At 59.5% G+C, this 21504-nt stretch carries 14 protein-coding genes; 4 read left to right on the top strand and 10 right to left on the bottom strand.

The window, feature by feature from the left end:
- Positions 1-2: 2 nt before the first annotated feature.
- Complete coding sequence (hutC, locus tag U6037_RS01740) at positions 3-713, bottom strand: histidine utilization repressor (RefSeq protein WP_162130175.1); 711 nt, start codon at positions 711-713, stop codon at positions 3-5.
- Positions 714-858: 145 nt separating this feature from the next.
- Here hutC and U6037_RS01735 point away from each other — a divergent pair, with 145 nt between their 5' ends.
- Positions 859-2223, top strand: a complete 1365-nt coding sequence (locus tag U6037_RS01735) for a formimidoylglutamate deiminase (RefSeq protein WP_322845595.1) — start codon at positions 859-861, stop codon at positions 2221-2223.
- Positions 2224-2345: 122 nt separating this feature from the next.
- Here the strand turns inward: U6037_RS01735 and U6037_RS01730 are convergent, their stop codons facing one another.
- Together U6037_RS01730 and U6037_RS01725 are read right to left on the bottom strand one after the other, a co-directional pair.
- A complete protein-coding gene (locus tag U6037_RS01730; RefSeq protein WP_322845594.1) occupies positions 2346-2915 on the bottom strand; it encodes a lipocalin family protein in 570 nt (189 codons plus the stop codon).
- 30 nt (positions 2916-2945) lie between these two features.
- Complete coding sequence (locus U6037_RS01725; protein WP_064388903.1) at positions 2946-3200, bottom strand: hypothetical protein; 255 nt, start codon at positions 3198-3200, stop codon at positions 2946-2948.
- A 282-nt stretch (positions 3201-3482) separates the two neighbouring features.
- On the opposite strand from U6037_RS01725, the gene U6037_RS01720 reads away from it, so the two are divergent.
- The gene (locus U6037_RS01720; RefSeq protein WP_322845593.1) at positions 3483-5375 is read left to right on the top strand and encodes a methyl-accepting chemotaxis protein; all 1893 of its coding nucleotides are present in this window, start codon (positions 3483-3485) and stop codon (positions 5373-5375) included.
- A 181-nt stretch (positions 5376-5556) separates the two neighbouring features.
- Here U6037_RS01720 and U6037_RS01715 read toward each other — a convergent pair whose 3' ends face one another.
- From U6037_RS01715 to U6037_RS01695, 5 genes are all read right to left on the bottom strand, one after another.
- Positions 5557-6159, bottom strand: a complete 603-nt coding sequence (locus U6037_RS01715) for a DUF924 family protein (protein ID WP_322845592.1) — start codon at positions 6157-6159, stop codon at positions 5557-5559.
- A 3-nt stretch (positions 6160-6162) separates the two neighbouring features.
- Positions 6163-7173 (bottom strand): class 1 fructose-bisphosphatase, encoded by a 1011-nt coding sequence (locus U6037_RS01710; protein WP_007909265.1) that lies wholly within the window; start codon positions 7171-7173, stop codon positions 6163-6165.
- A 338-nt stretch (positions 7174-7511) separates the two neighbouring features.
- Positions 7512-8876, bottom strand: coding sequence for a DUF3999 domain-containing protein (locus U6037_RS01705; RefSeq protein WP_322845591.1), 1365 nt, complete (start codon positions 8874-8876; stop codon positions 7512-7514).
- Positions 8873-12457: a DUF2339 domain-containing protein gene (locus U6037_RS01700; RefSeq protein WP_322845590.1), complete on the bottom strand. Its 3585-nt coding sequence runs from the start codon at positions 12455-12457 to the stop codon at positions 8873-8875. Before U6037_RS01700 ends, U6037_RS01705 begins: the two co-directional genes overlap by 4 nt.
- Positions 12458-12624: 167 nt before the next feature.
- Entirely contained in the window at positions 12625-15075 is a 2451-nt protein-coding gene (locus U6037_RS01695; protein WP_322845589.1) for a glycogen/starch/alpha-glucan phosphorylase, read from the bottom strand.
- Positions 15076-15334: 259 nt separating this feature from the next.
- Between U6037_RS01695 and U6037_RS01690 the strand changes: the two genes are divergently transcribed.
- On the top strand, positions 15335-15772 hold the full coding sequence (locus U6037_RS01690; RefSeq protein WP_038359983.1) for a YkgJ family cysteine cluster protein: 438 nt from the start codon (positions 15335-15337) through the stop codon (positions 15770-15772).
- A gap of 310 nt (positions 15773-16082) precedes the next feature.
- On the opposite strand, the gene typA is transcribed toward U6037_RS01690, so the two are convergent.
- Both typA and thiI read right to left on the bottom strand, forming a co-directional pair.
- Positions 16083-17903, bottom strand: a complete 1821-nt coding sequence (gene typA / locus U6037_RS01685) for a translational GTPase TypA (RefSeq protein WP_322845588.1) — start codon at positions 17901-17903, stop codon at positions 16083-16085.
- A gap of 139 nt (positions 17904-18042) precedes the next feature.
- On the bottom strand, positions 18043-19497 hold the full coding sequence (gene thiI / locus U6037_RS01680; RefSeq protein WP_322845587.1) for a tRNA uracil 4-sulfurtransferase ThiI: 1455 nt from the start codon (positions 19495-19497) through the stop codon (positions 18043-18045).
- Between the two features lie 328 nt (positions 19498-19825).
- Between thiI and glnA the strand changes: the two genes are divergently transcribed.
- Entirely contained in the window at positions 19826-21232 is a 1407-nt protein-coding gene (glnA, locus tag U6037_RS01675) for a type I glutamate--ammonia ligase (protein ID WP_007909254.1), read from the top strand.
- Positions 21233-21504: the final 272 nt, after the last annotated feature.

Below are 21504 nucleotides of genomic sequence, written 5' to 3'. Positions count from 1 at the left end.
CTCTATTTATGAAACCGACCTTCCAGACGATGACGAGAACCCGGGTGAATCAAACGTGCAGCGGTCACCGGCTGACGCCCCGACCACGTGCGGCGACGAATCAACAAGCACGGCTCGCCCTTTTCAATCTGCAGCAATTTGCACTCGGAAGACTCAGCAAGGATCGCTTCAACCACGTGTTCGCCCTCGGTCAGCGGCGCGACCTGATTGAGATAGGCGTAAGGCGTTTGCAGGGTGAAATCCTGCTTGAGGTATTCCGGGGCAACCAGCGCGTTGACGAAACGGTCTTCGATTTGCACCGGAATATCGTTTTCGTAATGCACGATCAGCGAGTGAAAGACCTTCTGCCCTTCACGCATGTCCAGCGCCAGTGCGCGCTCAGAACCGGCGGCCTCTTCTTCGAGGGTGATCACCTGGCAGGTGTGGCGATGGCCACGGGAGGCAATTTCGTCGGCGATGTTGTGCACTTCGAACAGCGCGGACTGGCTCTTCGGTTCGGCGACGAAAGTGCCAACGCCTTGCATGCGCACCAACAGGCCATCGGCAGTCATCTCGCGCAGCGCGCGGTTGATGGTCATGCGACTGAAACCCAGTTGATTGACCAGCTCGCTCTCGGACGGCACGCGGTAGTGCGGCGGCCAGTTTCCGCTGTCGATCTGCTGGGTGATCATCTGTTTGACGCGGGCGTACAAGGGCGCCGGACTGTCGCCCATGTTCGCGGCCAACGGGGAGACTGGAGGCGGAGTCGGCACGGTTGATCCCTGTTCATTGGTGAAAGTGGCTAGCTTGCCGGAGTTTACCGGGCAGGCAAACGTCTGTATATGTATATACAAATAACACACGATGGGGTGCTGAACCATGTCCGCCTTCTTTGCCGAACGCGCGCTGCTGCCTAACGGATGGGCCAACAATGTACGTCTTGAGGTCAGCGCCGAGGGCCTGCTGACCCAAATCCAGGCCGATAGCACCGCAGATGGCGCCGAACGGCTGAGCGGCCCGCTGCTGCCGGGCATGCCGAATCTGCACTCCCATGCCTTCCAGCGAGCGATGGCGGGACTGGCCGAAGTGGCCGGTAATCCGAATGACAGTTTCTGGACGTGGCGCGATCTGATGTATCGGCTCGTCGGAAAAATCAGCCCCGATCAGCTCGGCGTCATCGCCCGACAGCTGTACATCGAAATGCTCAAGGCCGGTTACACCTCGGTCGCCGAATTTCATTACGTGCACCACGACAGCAATGGCCAGCCTTATGCGGATCCGGCTGAGTTGGCCTTGCGCATCAGTCAGGCCGCGAGCGAAAGCGGCATCGGCCTGACCCTGCTGCCAGTACTCTACAGCCACTCCGGTTTTGGCGGCCAGACGCCGAATGACGGCCAGCGCCGCTTTATCAACAGCAGCGAAAATTACCTGAATCTGCAAGCGCGCCTGCAGCCAATGTTGGCGCAGCAAAAGGCGCAATCGCTGGGCCTGTGCTTCCACTCGTTGCGCGCGGTAACGCCGCAGCAGATCAGCGAAGTACTGGCCGCCAGCGACAAGCAATGCCCGGTGCACATCCACATCGCCGAACAGCAGAAGGAAGTCGACGACTGCCTGAGCTGGAGCGGTCGGCGTCCGCTGCAATGGCTGTATGAAAATGCCGAAGTCGATCAGCGCTGGTGCCTGGTGCACGCGACCCACGCCAATCCGGAAGAAGTCACGCTGATGGCCAAGAGTCGCGCCATTGCCGGCCTGTGTCTGACCACCGAAGCAAATCTGGGCGACGGGATTTTCCCGGCGGTGGATTTCCTCGCGCAGGGTGGACGCATGGGCATTGGTTCCGACAGCCATGTGTCGCTCAGCGTGGTGGAGGAATTGCGCTGGCTGGAATACGGCCAGCGTCTGCGTGATCAGCGGCGTAATCGTTTGTATGGCGCGGATCAGCCGATGGTTGGGCGCACTTTGTATGACGCGGCGCTGGATGGCGGTGCGCAGGCGTTGGGGCAGCCGATCGGGGCGCTGGAAGTCGGCAAGCGTGCGGACTGGATTGTGCTCGATGGCAGCGATCCGTATCTGGCGACGGCCACGGGTGACGGGATTTTGAATCGCTGGTTGTTTGCCGGTGGCGATCGGCAGGTGCGTGATGTGCTGGTCAATGGCCAATGGGTTGTGCGCGATGGCCGGCATGCCGGGGAAGAGGACAGTGCACGCGCCTTCACCCAGGTCCTGCGTGACCTTTTAGGCTGACACAAAACAAAAAATGTGGGAGCGAGCCTGCTCGCGAAAGCGGTGTATCAGTCAACATTTCGTTAACTGACACGCCCTCTTCGCGAGCAGGCTCGCTCCCACATTTTGATGGGTGGCGATGCTTAATTCGAAGTCTTGGCCATCTGCCGATCTGTCGCACGCCAGATCAGTCGCGTGGTGTCATAACCCTGCTGACGCGCCTTGCTCAGCAGCTCTTCACGCACTACGCCATTGACAGTCGGCGTGCGTGACAGCAGCCACATGTACTTGCGACTCGAGTCGCCGACGATAGCGGTCTTGTAGTCATCGCTGACGTACAACACCCAGTATTCGCCTTTCGCCACACCCGGAATCAGGCGTGAAAACCAGGTATCGAATTCGACCCAAAGCTTGTCGGTCTTGCCCGGCACCTGTGGATAAGCAGTGCCCTTGACCTCTTCCCACTGCCATTGCGGAGTCAGGCAGCGATTGAGCACCGCGATATTGCCGTCAGGCTTGAGGGTGTAATGGGCTTCGGATTGCGCGCAATTGCGCTGGAAGTACATCGGCAAACGCGCCAGTTCATACCAGGTGCCCTGATAGCGCTTGAGATTGACGCTGTTGGCCGTTTTCGGCGCCAATGGGTCGACGCCGGAAGTGGCGCAGCCGGCCAGTACCAGGCCGGCAAAAAGGATCAGCAATAACCGCTTCATTTTTCTTCTCCGTGGGCGCGAAGCCCCGGTTTACTTCAGGCCTTGGCCGGAAAACATCAGCACTTTGTCACCGGCGTACTGCACGCTGATAAAGCTGTTCTTGTCGCCCCAGGTGCAACTGGACATGCCGAGCGCGCCCGAGCAATCGGTGGGCTTGCCGAGCAGAGTCTCGACTTCGGCCTTGGCCATGCCGGCCGAGAGCTTCGAGTAGTTTTCCTGATTGACCTTGCTGCATGCGGCCAACAGCACGCAAAACGTCAGAAGGGCGAGAGATCGCAGCGACATGGTGTAACTCCTGGAACGAGGGGGGGATGGCATGGTGCCAACCAGAAGCTTAGAAGAGAAAACCCCCATCTGGTTCCGTGGGGCAAGGGCTATTTATTAGCCCGCCCGTCTGGCATTTGCCGATAAATCAGACACTTTGTAGGGCTATTGAGCATTTCGTCGCCTTTCGCCAAAGACGCCTAATCTTTGGCGCGCCGCGGTCGAAATAAGAGCAGCGCAAAGCCCCCGAGTGTGGCAAATTGCCGCCCTTTCTTGACCAGCCCCTTCGCGGTAGTTCATTCGATGACCAGAAACATGAAATTCAGCCACAAGATCTTGTTGGCTGCCGCCCTCGTGGTGGCCGTTGCGTTCGCCTGTTTCATTTTCTTCAACGATTATCGACAGCGCGAAGCCTTGAGCAGCAGCACCGAAGCCTCGATGCAGGAGCTGGGCAGTCTGACCACCAGCAACATCCAGACTTGGCTGGAAAGCCGCATTCAATTGCTGCAATCGCTGTCGCAGCAAGTGGCTGTCGACGGTAACGCTCCCGCCAGCCTGAAACGCATCATCGACCTGCCCGCTTACACCGGAAATTTCCAGCTCAGCTATTTCGGCGGGGCTGACGGCGTGATGTTCTCGGTACCGGCCGGCAACCGCGCGCCGGACTACGATCCACGCGCACGCGGCTGGTACAAAGCGGCCAACAGCGCGCAACAGACCATCGTCACCGAACCGTACATCGCCGCGTCCTCGGGCAAACTGGTGATCACTGTCGCAACACCTGTTCAGCGCCAGGGCCAGATGCTCGGCGTTGCCGGTGCCGACATCGATCTGACCAGCGTCAGCGCGATCATCAACTCGCTGAACTTCGGCGGCCACGGCCATGCGTTCATCGTCAGTGCCGATGGCAAGATACTGATTCACCCGGACAGCAAACTGGTGCTCAAGACCCTCGCCGAGGCCTACCCGAATGGCGCGCCGAAAGTCAGTCCGGGCCTGAAAGAAGTCGAGTTCGACGGCAAGACGCAGTTGATCTCCTTCACCCGCGTCAACGGCGTGCCGTCGGCGGACTGGTACGTGGCGCTGGTGCTGGATAAAGACACCGCGTTCGCGATGCTCAGCGAATTCCGGACCTCGGCGCTGATCGCCATGGTCATTGCCGTGGTGATCATCATCGCCCTGCTCGGCATGCTGATCCGTGTGTTGATGCAGCCGCTGCTGACCATGGGCCGCGCCATGCACGACATCGCCGAAGGTGAGGGCGACTTGACCAAACGTCTGGTGATTCATGGCAACGACGAGTTCGGCGCACTGGGTACTTCGTTCAACCGTTTCGTCGAGCGCATTCACACCTCGATCCGCGAAGTGTCCTCGGCCACCGGCCAGGTCAACGAAGTCGCCCTGCGCGTGGTCGCGGCGTCGAACTCGTCGATGTACAACTCCGACCAGCAAGCCACCCGCACCAACAGCGTTGCCGCGGCGATCAACCAGCTCGGCGCCGCCGCGCAGGAAATCGCCCAGAACGCCGCCCTCGCCTCGCAGCACTCCAGCGACGCGCGCAGCCTCGCGGTCGACGGTCAGCAGGTTGTCGATAAAACCATCCACGCGATGCAGCAGTTGTCGGCGAAGATCAGTGATTCGTGCGGCAACATCGAAACCCTGAACAGCAACACGGTGAACATCGGTCAGATTCTTGAAGTGATCACCAGCATTTCCCAGCAGACCAACTTGCTCGCACTTAACGCCGCGATTGAAGCGGCGCGTGCCGGTGAAGCCGGTCGTGGTTTTGCCGTGGTTGCCGATGAAGTGCGCAACCTCGCGCACCGCACTCAGGATTCGGCGCAGCAGGTGCAGAAGATGATCGAAGAGCTGCAAGTCGGCGCACGCCAGGCGGTCAACATCATGACCGAGAGCCAGCGTGAGAGCGAAAGCAGCGTCGGCATCGCCAACCAGGCCGGCGAGCGGTTGGGTAGCGTGACTCAGCGAATCGGTGAGATCGACGGGATGAACCAGTCGGTGGCTACGGCGACTGAAGAGCAGACCGCTGTGGTTGAATCGATCAATGTCGATATCAACGAGATCAACACGCTGAATCAGGAAGGTGTGGAGAACTTGCAGGCGACGTTGCGCGCGTGCTCGGATCTGGAGCAGCAGGCGGCGCGTCTCAAGCAGTTGGTGGGTAGTTTCCGCATTTAAGATCAAGGGCTTTACCCCCTCACCCCAGCCCTCTCCCCCAGGGGGGCGAGGGGGAAAGGGAGCAGATCTTCGCGCTGTTCAAACTTGAGTTCGACTCGATATCTCAGGTCGATGTATCAAGCCCAGACACCTCGGTCAGTCCCCTCTCCCTCCGGGAGAGGGCTAGGGTGAGGGTAAGCCCTTAAAACCTTGACCCAGGTTCGGAAAGAAACACCAACTCCTCCGCCGTAGACTCCCGTCCCAACACCGCATTGCGATGCGGAAACCGGCCAAACCGCGCGATCACTTTCTGATGCCGCTCGGCATAATCCAGATTATCGGCAAACACCGCGCGCTGCGCTTCCGGCTGTTCAGCCACCAGTTCGATAAATCGGGAAACCGCCTCGTTCTGCACCGCGAGGTTTTCGCAGTGTTCGAACACCAGATAAATGAACACCCGCTGGATCGGTTTCAACTGCCTATCGAAATCCGCCGCAATGCCTTGCGCGACGAGTTTCTGCGCGCGCAGATCACCGGAGAATGCTTTGGGGGTATCGCGAAAGATCATTCTCGGCAGTTGATCGAGCAGTAGCACCAGCGCCAGCCAACCTTCGGGACGTTGCGTCCACTCGGTCAATTCGCCAGCCAGGGCCTGATCGACAAAGACCCCGAAACGCGTCTGCGCTTCGAGGTCTTGGCTGTCTCGCTTGCCGAACCACAACTTGCCCTTGTCAGCCGATATCTCGTCCGGGGATTCGGCGTGTCCGAACCACCAATCGAGCAACGGCTGCCAGGGCGCGGTCATGGTTTATTCCTTGTGGTAAGCCGTAGCGCGGGCGACTTCTTCTTTCGAGCCGAGGAACACCGCTACACGCTGGTGCAGGCCTTCCGGCTGAATGTCGAGAATGCGCTGGTGACCGTCGGTGGACGCGCCGCCTGCTTGTTCCACGAGGAACGACATCGGATTGGCTTCGTACATCAGACGCAGTTTGCCTGGCTTGGACGGCTCACGGCTGTCGCGCGGGTACATGAACAGACCGCCACGGGTCAGGATGCGGTGTACGTCGGCAACCATCGCCGCGACCCAACGCATGTTGTAATTCTTTTTCAGCGGACCTTCTTCACCGGCCAGCAGCTCGCCAACGTAGCGCTGTACCGGGGCTTCCCAGTGACGCTGGTTGGACATGTTGATGGCGAATTCCTGGGTCGACTCAGGAATGGTGATGTCTTCGTGAGTCAGCACGAAGCTGCCCATTTCGCGGTCGAGGGTGAAGCCTTTGACGCCGTCACCCAGGGTCAGTACCAGCATGGTCTGCGGGCCGTAGATCGCGTAACCGGCAGCAACTTGCTGAGTGCCTGGCTGCAGGAACGCTTTCTCGTTCAGCGGCTCGTTCTGGCTCAGGTATTCATTCGGGCAACGCAGTACCGAGAAGATCGTGCCGACCGGGGCGTTGATATCGATGTTCGACGAACCGTCCAGCGGGTCGAATACCAGCAGGTACGCGCCTTTCGGGTATTTGCCCGGGATCTGGTAGGCGTTGTCCATTTCTTCGGACGCCATGCCGGCCAGGTGACCGCCCCATTCGTTGGCTTCGAGCAGGATCTCGTTGGAGATCACGTCGAGCTTCTTCTGCACTTCGCCTTGGACGTTTTCAGTGCCCATGCTGCCCAGAACACCACCCAGGGCGCCTTTGGACACGGCGTGGCTGATCTCCTTGCAGGCACGCGCCACCACTTCGATCAGGAAGCGCAGATCGGCAGGAGTGTTGTTGCTGCGGGTCTGCTCAATCAAATAGCGACTCAGGGTAACGCGGGACATGGACGGCTCCGGTGGAATGGGGGGCTAAAAACCCGCGCAGTTTACAGGGAGTCTGAAAACGTAGCGAGCGAAGACGCCCGGTAACGTGCGTTGGGGTGTATTTGCCTGCATGAGACGTGAATGTGGGTGGAGAGTTCAGGTAGCGGGTTTAGCGTAGACCGGTTCGGGACCGATGGTGGTTGAGTGATAGCGGCAGTTTGAGGATTTTTGTTGATTGATCGGCCGTCATCGCTGGCAAGCCAGCTCCCCAAGGACTTCGGTCGTTCATCTATTTTGTGTACACCAAATAACCTGTGGGAGCTGGCTTGCCAGCGATTGGCGCGCAGCGCCAGCCATTCTCAGGTGTTGGTTGGCGGCTTGCGCAACAAACTAAACGCCATCGCCCCAAGAAACACCACGCTCAACAACAACACTGCCCACAACCCAATTCTCTTCCAATTGGTCTCGGCCACCGCCGCCGTCGTCGCCGTCGACGTCTGCGTAACCACCGCTTCACCCTGCACCGACGCCTTGCCCAGTGACGCCAGCTTCTCCGGTTTGAAATCCGGAATCAGCGTCGCCAACGGCAGATTCGCCGTCTTCACAGTCGGATTACCCAGCGCCAGACTGTACGGCCCCTCTCCACGCGCAAGGAAAATCACCTGCGTCGCCCGCACCGCATATTTCAGACTTGGCGCCTGCTCGCCCAGACCACCGCCACGCTCATCCACCGTCAGCTTCAACTGCTGCACAGTCTGCCCGTAGAGCTGCAATTCGTTCTGCACTACATCCTGATTATTCTGGGTCAAGCGATAGAGCAAGCCGCTGCTCAGCTCCTGCCACGGCAGGCTGCTTTCACGTCGCCCCATCAATGTCACCGGCGCCAGACTGTTTGGCTGTTTCAGTTCAACCTGCACACGTTCAACGTTCAACCCCATCGGCAACTGCCAGGTGTATTCCCCGGTCTTGGTGCTGCTGCCGGGCAATGCCTGCGACCAGACCAACGGCAGCGGCACATCGCGTGGATCACTGCTTTTCAGTTGTGCCGCCGTCAGGATCGGCGCCGAATTCGGCGACTCCCACAGCAACCGCACATAACGCGCCGATTGCCCCGGCAACGTCACCTCATGCTGCTCGATGCGCTCATCGGAAAAGGTCAGCCGTGCCACCTGCCCCTCGCCCCACGCTTGCCAATGTTGCAGGTCATCACTGGCCTCGATGCTGAAGCGCTGAAAACCGTCGCGCTCGCTGGTCCAATCGAGGATCAACTGCTGCAACGGCGCCTTGATCGCACTCGCGTCCAACAGCCAGCCGCGCAGAATCTCTTCACCCGCTTCCAACTGACTGGACGGTTGCACTTCAACCAATGTGCCGTTGGTGGTCGCTTGCACACGCACATTCGGCGCGCGTTCGCTGGCATCAGCGGCGTTGTACAGCGGGAACCATTTCACCTCGTGCAACTGGCCGTCGTCGCGGGTCTGCGCCGATTCGCGGGCCAGCGCATAGGCCTGCGGTTCACCAGCGGCGTTGAACACGCGCAGGTCACTGAGATCAGTGTGGCGCGCCTGCAATTGCACGCTCAACGGCAATTCGAGGCGATACCACGGACCGTTGCCGCTGACCGCCAGCGGCACCTGCGTGGCAAAGTCTGCCGGCTTTTCCTGAGCGCCGGCCGCCATCACCACGCCCAACGCCAACCAACCCAGATTTCGCATACGACTCAAGATGAAACTCCTTCGGTATCCGGGGCGTGTTTGCCCGCCGCCGGCTCAGCTTCCACGCGTTTGGGCGGCAGTGGCGCGAAATAGCCGACCACCAGCAGCAACACGCCAACGCCGATAAACGAGACGATCCGGGCGAGACCGCCACGGTTGCTCAATTCGACAAAAATCAGTTTGGCCACCACCAGCGCAATCAGCGCCGCGCCGATCAGCCACACTTCGCGACGATGACGCAGATGGCCGCCGATCATCAGCCCGAGCGCCATCAGCGTCCAGACGATCGACAACCCGGCCTGCACCAGCATTGAGGCGAGCAGCGTATCCAGCTCAAACGGGATGCCAGCCCAATGGTGCGCTGCGCGAGTGACCAGCGCCGTGCAGAAGGCGAACAGCGAAATCCCGGCGATCAGTTGTGTGCCGTAATCGGCGTAGTCCTGACGAATCGACAATTGCGACACCGCACTGCGCGACCACACATAAACGCCGAACAAAGCAAACAGCAGGCCCAACTCCAACGGGTTAAGCAGCGGCACGTATGGCAATGGCTCGGCATTGCCATCGCTGACACCATTCGCCAGCCAGAACCACGCGAGCATCAACACCGCCAACGGCGCAGCCGCATACAAGCGGTACTCGCGGGCAAACGCGGCGACCGGCCACGGCCAGGTGCGCGGTGCTGCCGCCAGCAACAGATAAACGCTCGGCAGAATCGCCCAGCCCAGCCAGCGCCAGGCGTTGTATTGCTCGGACAACAGCAGCAGACCGTAGCGCAACTCCAGGGCCAGCACACCGATCAGCAGCCAGCAGCCAAGTACATGTGCCGCACTCAAGGCCCGCGCCGGCAGCATCGGCGCCAAACGTCGCAGGCTGAAGAAATGCACGGCGAACACTGCTACCCACGCCAACCAACCAAAATCCGCAGCCGGGTGATAACGCGAATGCCACGCGCCGAGCAGCACAAGAGCAGCCGCCGGAATCAGCAACGTACAGAGCAGGCCCAGCGCAGGCCATTTCAGACGCAGCGACAGCAGCGTCCACAACGCCACGCTGACGGCGGCGACCGACAGCAGTAAAGTGCCTTGCATAGTCGGCGGCGCAAAACGCAGCACTTCACTGACCCACGCCAGCGCCCACCAACCGGCACCCCACACCAGCAACACTTCGGACAAGCGCTGCAAACTCAACGCATCGAAGGCCGAGGCGTGATTGCCCAACTGCAGGCGCCAGGCACCGATCATCGCCGCCAGCCCCAGCACCAGCGGCGTCCAGAATCCACCGTGGGCCAACGGCTTCAGGCCTTCGCTGGACAGCGGCCCGAGCAGTTCCGGACCGGCCAGCAAGAACGCCGCGCCGCCAATCACCTGCAATAGCAGACCGAAGACGAAACTTACACGCTGCTTGAGGTACAGGCTCAGCCAGATAATCAGCAAACCACTCGCGGCCCACACCGCACTCGCGGTTTGCCACGGCAGCACGAACAGTACCGCCAGATTGATCAATACCAGACCGGCCAACAGCACGACCGACAAACTGCGCAGCAGACGCACATCACCGCGCACCATCTCATCGCGTGCCGCCAACAGCATGCCGGCGATCAGCGCCAGACCGATCAACGAAGCGCTGAGCAAACCACTCCAACCCGCGCTGAACACCGCCGCCGAATCTTCGCCCGCGCCTTGCAGGCGCAACAAGAACAGCGCGCCGCCGAGCAACTGCACGGCAAACGCGCTGAACAGGAACGTACGCGACTGAATCCGCAGACCGACAAACAACGTCACCAAACCGGCCAACGCCCAACTGATCGCCGTGGCCTGAACGAAGAAGAACAGCGGCGCCAGCAGATAGAGGAACGTCAAACCCAGACACGCCAGCACCGGCAAACCTTGACGTTCCCAAGGCGCGGCTTGTTCCGGCGAAGCCTTGCGCAATTGGTAGAAACTGAACAGCAACGCGAGGCCGAGCATCAACGCGCCCAGCGGCGCACCGTCGAGCAAACTGCTCTCGCCGACGCGCAACTGACTGAGAAATGCCAACGCCGAACCCAGTTGCAGCAGCAAGGCAAAGGCCCGGGCGAACGGTCGATGTTGACGCAAACCGAGCCAGAAAATCCCCGCACCTTCCACCGCCCATGCCGCCGACGTCCAGCGCGCATCGAGACCCAGCGGAATCGCCAGACTGGCGAAAATCACCCCGAGCGCCAGACAGGTTTCGCCCAGCAACGCCGCGCGTCCACCCATCAACACTTTGGCCAGCGCCATGTAAATCATGCCCAGCGCCAGTGCACTGAACGCGGCGGCAAACTCCAGATGCTGCACCAGCGCAAACTGCAAACCGAAGCCAATAATCGGCGGGCCGAACAGCAGGGTGCCGTCAACGTAATCGCCCTTGCGCGCCGACCACTGCAGCAGCGCGTCGCGGTCGTCATCCGTCGGCGCATCGGGCATATCAAGCAACTTGCGGCGGGCGAACAGCAGGCCGATGGCGAGGTACATCAGGAAGAACAGAATCAGGAATGGTTCGGTGCTCCACAACAGCTCCGGCGCATACGAACGCAGGCCCCAGGCGAAGCCGATACCGAAGGTGCCAACAAAACCGATCAGGTTGAGCAAGCGCCAGGCCTTGAACCAGGCGATGGCGAGGATGCCGGCATTGAGCAGCGCGAAATAACTGAACAGCGCGACGTGGTTGCCGGCGCCGGTTGAGGTCAGGATTGGTGCGGCGAATCCGCCCAATGCGGCCACTGCCGCCAGCGCGAGCGAGTCCTGGGTGATCGCCAGAATCGCCGAGAAAACCGTCACCGCGACCAGCAATCCCAGCGCGGCAGACGGATCGAGCAGCGGATGCAGGCGCATCGCCGCAAACACCGTCAGGTACAGCACCGCAATCCCGGTGCCTTGCAGCATCAACGCGTAACTGCTGTTGCGCCGCCGCAGCCACCAGCCCAGCGCGAGCAAGCCCAACGCAGCTGCCGCAACACCGGCGTAGCGCACCTCGATCGGCACGACCATGCCTTCGGTGGCGTAGCGCAGCAGGAACGCCAGACCGAAGAACAGCAACACAACACCGACGCGCAGTACGGTGTTACCGCCGAACAACCAGTTGCGCGCGGCGCTGATGCCGCGCTCGATAAGGTTCGGGCCACGGGGTTCAGCAGGTTTTTGCGGTTCGGGCGTGACGGCGTCGAGGCGCCAGACATCAGCGGGCAGCGGTTGACTGGTTTCACTGGCAGCGACGGAAATCGGTTCGAGTTCGGGCGGCAGTTCCCAGACTAGTTCAGGGGCCGGGGCTTCTTCGACTGCTTTGAGGGGTTCGACGACAGGTTCGGCGGCCGGCGCCGAAGTCGGTGGCGGCGCAGCATGAAGGGGCGCGCCTTCGAGCAAAAACAGACGTTGCTCGACGCCTTGCAAAGCGACCTTCGCCTGCTCAAGTTGCTGCTGTTGCGCCGCCGCCAGCGAGCCAAGCCGCGCGATGCGGATCGTCTGCCCGATAGCCAGTCCGAGCAACGCGCCTAATAGCGCATCACTGAACGACTCGTCGAACAGCCAGCCGAGCACCAGCCCGATCAACATGAACATCCATTGCATGGTCGATATCCCTAAGCGCGAAGGCCAATCCGGGAAGATTAGCGCAGCCTGACCCAAAAAGATCGCAGCCTGCGGCAGCTCCTACAGGGTTATGCGAACACCTGTGTAGGAGCTGCCGCAGGCTGCGATCTTTTCCGGCGCGCGATTATATCGAGCCGAACGGAAAGTTACTCCAGCGCTTTCCAGATATCCGTGGCGTACTCGCGAATCGTCCGGTCCGAAGAGAACCAGCCCATCCGCGCCGTATTGAGCACTGCCGAACGCCACCAGTTATTGGAGTCGTGCCAATGCGCTTCAACACGCTTCTGCGCTTCCCAATAAGAGTCGAAATCGGCACAGACCAGAAAGCGGTCGTAATCCACCAGCGAATCGATCAACCCGGTATAGCGCGAAGTGTCATCCGGCGAGAACACCCCGCCACGGATCGCTTGCAGCACATCGTTCAGACGATGGGAGGCGGCGATGTCCGGCAAGGCACTGAACTCGTGGTTCTGTTTACGTGCTTCCACCTGCTGCGCACTGAGGCCGAAAATGAACATGTGCTCGGCACCAATGCGCTCGCACATCTCGACGTTGGCGCCGTCCAGCGTACCGATGGTCAGCGCGCCGTTGAGGCCGAATTTCATATTGCTGGTGCCCGACGCCTCGAACCCGGCGGTGGAAATCTGCTCGGACAAGTCCGCCGCCGGAATAATACTTTCCGCCAGGCTGACGTTGTAGTTAGGCAGGAACACCACTTTCAGCAAGCCACGAACCGTCGGGTCGTTGTTCACCACTCGGGCGATATCGTTGGTCAGCTTGATGATCAGTTTGGCCTGGTGATAACTCGCCGCGGCTTTACCGGCGAAGATTTTCACCCGTGGCACCCAGTCGACTTCCGGCTCGGCGCGAATCGCCTGATACAGCGCCACGGTGTGCATCAGGTTGAGCAACTGACGTTTGTATTCGTGGATCCGTTTGACCTGCACATCGAACATTGCAGCAGGGTTGACTGCGATGCCCAAGCGTTCGTGAATCAGATAGGCCAAAGCCTTTTTGCTGTGCAGGCGTTGTTCGGCAAAGGCTTTGCGGAATGCGGTTTTTTCAGCGAACGGTTCGAGGTCGAGCAGGCGCTCTTCCGGGTTGTCGAGCAAGTCCGGGCCAAGCGCATCGACCAGCATCGAAGTCAATTCAGGGTTCGCTTGATACAACCAGCGGCGAAAGGTGATGCCGTTGGTCTTGTTGTTGATCCGCTCCGGATAGAGCTTGTGCAGTTCGGCGAACACGGTTTTGCGCATCAACTGCGTGTGCAGCCCGGACACGCCGTTGACGCTGTGCGAACCGAGGAACGCAAGGTTGCCCATGCGCACGCGGCGACCGTTGTCTTCTTCGATCAACGACACCGCGCGCAGCACGTCGAAATCGTGAATGCCTTTGGCCCGCAGCGAATCGATGTGCTGGGCGTTGATCAGGTAAATGATCTGCATGTGCCGTGGCAGCATGCGTTCCATCAAACCCACCGGCCAGGTTTCCAGCGCTTCTGGCAGCAGCGTGTGGTTGGTGTACGACAGCGTGTCGACCGTCACTTGCCATGCCGCATCCCACGCCACGTCGTAGACGTCGACCAGTTGACGCATCAGTTCGGCAACGGCGATTGAGGGGTGGGTGTCGTTGAGCTGGATCGCCGCGTGATCGCCCAGGGTCAGCACCGAGGTGTGCATGTTGCGATGGCGGCGCAGCAGATCCTGCAGTGAGGCGGCAACGAAGAAGTACTCCTGCCGCAGGCGTAGCTCTTGCCCCGCTTCAGTGCTGTCCGCCGGGTAGAGCACGCGGGAGATACTTTCGGCGCGTGCCACTTCGGCGACGGCGCCCAAGTGGTCACCGGCGTTGAAGCGCTCAAGGTGCAAATCTTCCATCGCGCGGGCACGCCACAGGCGCAGCGTGTTGACGCTCGCCCCGCGCCAGCCGACCACCGGCGTGTCGTAAGCAATCGCGCGGACGGTTTCCGCTGGCGACCAGACCTGTTTGGATTTGCCGGAGACGTCGGTGACGGTCTCGACGCTGCCGCCAAAGCCGATGGAGTAGACGACCTCTGGCCGTTCGAATTCCCACGGGTTGCCGAAATCCAGCCAGTGCTCGGTCTGCTCCTGCTGCCAGCCGTCAACGATGGCCTGACGGAACAAGCCGTGCTCATAACGAATACCGTAGCCGTGACCGGCGATGCCGAGGGTCGACATACTTTCCATGAAGCACGCCGCCAGACGACCGAGGCCGCCGTTGCCGAGCGCCGCATCGGGCTCCAGCAAGCGGATGCGTTCCAGATCGACACCGAGCTCAGTCAATGCTTCACGGGCGACGTCGAGCAGGCCAAGGTTGCTCAGGCTGTCGTAGAGCAAGCGGCCGATAAGAAATTCCAGCGAGAGGTAATACACCCGTTTCTGACCTTTGCGGTAGATCTGCCGGGTATGGTCCATCCAGTGTTCGACCATGTGATCACGCGCCGCGAGGGCGATGGCTTCGAACCAGTCATGGTCGAAGGCGTGATCGGGGTCTTTACCCACCGCGTAGGTGAGTTTGGTCAGGACGGCGTCGCGGAATGCGGCCACCTCTGCTTCGCGAACTAGTGGTTCTTGAGTCATCAATAGGACCTCGAGCGAGCGGGAATTGTCTGAGCCTAGACGGTCTGACCGACGGTGAGGGCTCTGGTTCGGCAGTATTTCCTGAGACTGTGAGATAGCCCGGCATTACCTTGGCGAGTGAGCTAATGAATGCAGGGGCCGTGCCGAATTGTCCGGCAATGTGCCTGTATGCAGAAAAAATCTGGCGAAAGGTTGTTCAAAAATCCACCAGTCCCGGTATGATCGCGCGCCCTGATGCACACACGCCTGGTAACTCCCGATGATGAAGCCCAACCTGATTGCCGCCGCCGAGATCGACCGTCTCGATACGTGGGCAAAATACTCAGCCCCGATGTGCGGTTCCTGCGTGTCGAGCTGCTGCACGCTGCCGGTTGAGGTGAAGATCAAGGATCTGGTGCGCATCGGTGTGGTCGACGAGTTCGAACTGGGCGACCCGCCAAAGAACATCGCCAAGCGTTTGCAGAAGGAAGGCCTGGTCGAGCGCTTCAACCAGAAGTCCGGCATCTTCACCCTGCAGCGCATGAGCAACAACGATTGCTACTACCTGGATCGTAAGAGCCGCCTGTGCACCATTTATGACAAGCGCCCGGATACCTGCCGCAATCACCCGAAGATCGGCCCGCGGCCGGGGTATTGCGCTTACAAGCCGAAGGAAGTGGTGCGCGAGCAGAATTTCCGCGCGATCGAGAAGTTCTAAAAGCCAACCCTCACCCCAGCCCTCTCCCAAAGGGAGAGGGGGCCGACTGAAGTGTCTTGCGCCCAACATCGACCTGAAACACCCAGGCGATTATGGATTCGGTTGAGCCCCACCAAATCGATTTTGGATTCAGCAGAATTCTTTCAAGTCGGTGCATCTCATGAGTATTCCACGGTCAGTCCCCTCTCCCCCTGGGAGAGGGCTAGGGTGAGGGGCTTTTGATCTTCAAGGCCCAACCTGCATTTCCCCCAGACAAACAAAAACGCCCCCGGTCTCGCGACCGGGGGCGTTTTTTCAAGCTCGGGCTAAATTACGCCTTGGCTTTCTTGGCAGCGCGGGTACGCTCGCTTTCGTCCAGGATCTTCTTGCGAAGACGGATGGACTTAGGAGTCACTTCACACAGCTCGTCTTCCTGGATGTATTCCAGAGCCTGTTCCAGAGTGAACTTCACTGGTGGAACCAGAGCGATGGTTTCGTCTTTACCCGAAGCACGCATGTTGTCGAGCTTCTTGCCTTTGGTTGGGTTTACACCCAGGTCGTTGTCACGGCTGTTCTGACCAACGATTTGACCGTTGTAGATCTCCTGGCCGTGTTCTACGAACAGCTTGCCACGAGCCTGCAGGGTTTCCAGCGAGTAGGTCAGTGCCTTACCGGTTTCAACCGAAACCAGAACGCCGTTCTGACGGCCGGACATGTGGCCCGACTTGACGGTGTCGTAACGATCGAAGATCGAGGTCAGGATGCCAGCACCGTTGGTCAGGGTCAGGAACTGGTTACGGAAACCGATCAGACCGCGAGCAGGGATGTTGTATTCCAGACGAACACGGCCCTTGCCATCCGGCACCATGTTGGTCAGGTCGCCTTTACGCAGACCCATCTCTTCCATGACCTTGCCCTGCGAATCTTCAGGGATGTCGATGGTCACGTTTTCGAACGGTTCCTGCTTAACGCCGTTCACTTCACGAATGATCACTTCCGGACGGCCCAAGGCCATTTCGAAGCCTTCGCGACGCATGGTTTCGATCAGTACCGAGAGGTGCAGCTCACCACGACCGGAAACCTTGAACTTGTCAGCCGAGTCGCCTTCTTCAACGCGCAGTGCAACGTTGTACAGCAGCTCTTTGTCCAGACGCTCCTTGATGTTACGGGAGGTCACGAACTTGCCTTCTTTACCGCAGAATGGCGAGTCGTTTACCTGGAAGGTCATGGAAACGGTTGGCTCGTCAACGGTCAGCGGCTTCATCGCTTCAACAGTCAGTGGGTCGCACAAAGTGTCGGAGATGAACAGCTCGTCGAAGCCGCTGATGCAGACGATGTCGCCAGCTGCTGCTTCTTCAACGTCAATGCGGTGCAGACCGTGGTGACCCATCAGCTTCAGGATACGGCCTTTGCGTTCTTTGCCGTCGGCGTCGATAGCGACAACCGGAGTGTTCGGCTTGACGCGACCACGAGCGATACGGCCAACACCGATAACACCCAGGAAGCTGTTGTAGTCCAGAGCGGAGATCTGCATCTGGAACGGACCGTCACGGTCAACGGCTGGAGCCGGAACGTGATCGACTACCGCTTGGTACAGCGGGGTCATGTCTTCCGCCATGGCGGTGTGGTCCAGACCGGCAATACCGTTCAGGGCCGAGGCGTAAACAACCTGGAAGTCCAGTTGTTCTTCGGTAGCACCGAGGTTGTCGAACAGGTCGAAGATCTGGTCCAGAACCCAGTCCGGACGCGCGCCTGGACGGTCAACCTTGTTGATCACCACGATTGGACGCAGGCCGGCTTCGAAAGCCTTCTTGGTCACGAAACGGGTTTGCGGCATAGGGCCGTCTTGGGCGTCAACCAGCAGCAGAACGGAGTCAACCATCGACATTACGCGTTCAACTTCGCCGCCGAAGTCGGCGTGGCCCGGGGTGTCCACGATGTTGATGTGGTAGCCGTTCCAGTTGATGGCGGTGTTTTTCGCCAGAATGGTAATACCGCGCTCTTTTTCCTGGTCGTTGGAGTCCATCACGCGCTCGTCGTTGAGCTCGTTGCGCTCCAGGGTGCCGGATTGACGCAGGAGTTTGTCTACCAGGGTGGTTTTACCATGGTCAACGTGGGCAATGATGGCGATGTTGCGTAGATTTTCGATCACTTGTGTATCTCGATCAGAGGATTCGGTTTGCTGACAAGTCTTGGCAGCGATTAGCAGTAGTGTCCGGCATGGCCGTTACAGCTTGACGGCGGTGTCGGGGGGCCGGTGACGCAGGCCACAGGCAAACAGCCCCGGGCACTTAGCTCGGTCGATAAACGCGCACATTGGCATGCCCCTCACTGAGCAAATGGTGAGCATGCAGGCGACTCATCACGCCTTTGTCGCAATACAGCAGGTACTGGCGAGTCGGATCCAGCTCCTTGAAACGAGCGTTCACTGCGTAGAACGGCATCGTCTGTACTTCTACGCCAGCGAGTTCCAGCGGCTCATCCTCGGCGGCATCCGGGTGACGGATGTCGATCACGATCTGGCCGGCCAGTGCTTCGCTGACTTCTTCAATCTGTACGTCCTGGCCCAATTCGTCGATCACGCGATCGATCGGCACCAGTTTGGCGTTTTCGAGCGCACGCTCGAGCACCGCCATGTCGAATTCTTTCTCTTCGTGCTCAACCCGACCACGTTTGGCGGCGGTCTTCGGATTGACCGAAATGACCCCGCAATACTCCGGCATGTGCCGGGCGAAATCGGCGGTGCCGATCTCGTTGGCGGTGTCGATGATGTCCTGCTTGTGCGCCACGATCAGCGGACGCAGGACCAGTTTGTCGGTCACGCAGTCGATCACCGACAGGTTCGGCAGTGTCTGGCTCGACACCTGGGAGATCGCCTCGCCGGTAACCAGCGCTTCGATGTGCAGGCGGTCGGCGATGTTCGACGCCGCGCGCAACATCATACGCTTCAATACGACGCCCATATGACTGTTATCGACTTTGCCGAGAATTTCGCCCAACACTTCTTCGAACGGAACACTGACAAATAGCACGCGTTGCGAGCTGCCGTACTTCTTCCAGATGAAATGCGCGACTTCCATCACGCCCAATTCATGGGCACGACCGCCCAGATTGAAGAAGCAGAAGTGCGTCATCAGGCCGCGACGAATGATCTGGTAGGCCGCAACCGTCGAGTCAAAGCCACCGGACATCAATACCAGCGTCTGCTCCAACGCACCCAGCGGGTAACCGCCGATGCCGTTGTGCTGGCTGTGGATCACAAACAACCGTTTGTCGCGAACTTCGATACGGACTTCGATTTCCGGCGCTTTCAGGTCGATACCGGCGGCACCGCACTCACGGCGCAGCTTGCTGCCGACGTATTTTTCGACGTCCATCGAGCTGAAGGCGTGCTTGCCGGCACGCTTGCAGCGCACCGAGAAAATCTTCCCGGCCAGCGCAGCGCCGTAGTGCTCTTTGCACTTCTCGGTGATGTCGTCGAAGTCGCCCAGCGGGTACTCGTCGATCTGCAGAAAGTGCGCGATGCCCGGCATGCAGGTCAGGCGCTCACCCATCTCTTTCAAGGCTTTGGCGTCGGTAACGCGGGTTTCCAGCTCGAGATTGTCCCACACACCGTTCACCACCACGGCCGGGTCCAGGTCGCGGAGCACGGTGCGGATGTTCTTGGCCAGCTGGCGGATGAATTTCGTCCGGACAGGTCGGCTTTTGATGGTGATCTCGGGGAAGACTTTTACGATTAGTTTCATGAAAACAGCGCGCGAACGGCCAGCCGAAAAAGGGGGGCGCGGATTATAGCGGAAATTGCTCAAGGTTTAACCAGTTAATGTGCAGAAGGTTTTGCATGCACCAAAACAGGTCATTTTCGAATCAAGACGCTACATTAGAGGGCGAGATTTCCAGCGTTCAGGCGTTTGAAGCCTTTATAAGCGTGAATTTGGGGCAAAAAACCCATGCTGGGGCACTGGCATGCAATTTGCTCCCTTGTGAGGCAGGTTGCCTTGGCAGAGTATTCGCGCCGGCATCACCCAAATTCAAGGGCATCCACTACCAAGCCCGAAGCCACCCGGAGGACATATGTCGAAGACGGTTCAACTCATCAAAGATCATGACGTCAAGTGGATTGATCTGCGCTTCACGGACACCAAAGGCACTCAGCACCACGTGACCATGCCGGCTCGCGATGCGCTGGATGAAGACTTCTTCGAAGTCGGCAAGATGTTCGACGGTTCCTCCATTGCTGGCTGGAAAGGCATCGAAGCCTCCGACATGATCCTGATGCCGGTTGACGAAACGGCCGTTCTCGACCCGTTCACCGAAGACGCCACCCTGATCCTGGTGTGCGACATCATCGAACCTTCGAGCATGCAAGGCTACGACCGCGACCCACGTGCGATCGCCAAGCGTGCCGAAGAACACCTGAAAGCCACCGGTATCGGTGACACCGTGTTCGCTGGTCCAGAGCCAGAATTCTTCATCTTTGACTCGGTGAAATTCAAGTCGGACATCTCCGGCTCGATGTTCAAGATCTACTCCGAGCAAGGTTCGTGGATGTCCGACCAGGACATCGAAGGCGGCAACAAGGGTCACCGTCCAGGCGTCAAAGGCGGCTACTTCCCGGTTCCACCGTTCGACCACGACCACGAAATCCGTACCTCCATGTGCAACGCACTGGAAGAAATGGGCCTGACCGTTGAAGTTCACCACCACGAAGTGGCGACTGCCGGGCAGAACGAAATCGGCGTCAAGTTCAACACCCTGGTGAAGAAAGCCGACGAAACCCAAACCCTGAAGTACGTTGTGCACAACGTTGCTGATGCATACGGCCGCACCGCGACCTTCATGCCGAAGCCACTGTACGGCGACAACGGTTCGGGCATGCACGTACACATGTCGATCTGGAAAGACGGCAAGAACACCTTCGCAGGTGAAGGCTATGCCGGCCTGTCCGATACCGCTCTGTACTTCATCGGCGGCATCATCAAACACGGTAAGGCCCTGAACGGCTTCACCAACCCGGCGACCAACTCCTACAAGCGTCTGGTACCAGGCTTCGAAGCTCCGGTAATGCTGGCCTACTCGGCTCGCAACCGCTCCGCTTCGATCCGTATTCCTTACGTGTCGAGCCCGAAAGCCCGTCGTATCGAAGCACGCTTCCCGGATCCGGCTGCCAACCCTTACCTGGCCTTCGCAGCTCTGCTGATGGCCGGTCTGGACGGTATCCAGAACAAGATCCACCCAGGCGACGCTGCCGACAAAAACCTGTACGACCTGCCGCCTGAAGAGGCGAAAGAGATCCCACAAGTTTGCGGCAGCCTGAAAGAAGCCCTGGAAGAGCTGGACAAGGGCCGCGCGTTCCTGACCAAGGGCGGCGTGTTCTCCGACGACTTCATCGACGCTTACATTGCGCTGAAATCGGAAGAAGAAATCAAGGTTCGCACCTTCGTACACCCACTGGAATATGAGCTGTACTACAGCTGCTGATCCGGTAGCGCCGCGTTTCTCGGCGTGACAAAAAGAGGCCTCCTTCGGGAGGCCTTTTTTATTGCCCGCAATTTACAGCTCGACGCAAATCCCTGTAGGAGTGAGCCTGCTCGCGATAGCGGTGGATCATTGGATGATGACGCTGACTGACACTACGCCATCGCGAGCAGGCTCACTCCTACAGGGGATTTGTGGTGTCTGAATGATCTCGGAATGTGTGCCAAGTTGGGCCAACCGCCGCACCTGTCCTATGCTGCACCCCATCGCTTTCA

It is taken from the genome of Pseudomonas sp. B33.4 (assembly GCF_034555375.1).
Lineage (GTDB): Bacteria > Pseudomonadota > Gammaproteobacteria > Pseudomonadales > Pseudomonadaceae > Aquipseudomonas.
This window is presented reverse-complemented; position numbering and strand designations above follow the sequence as displayed.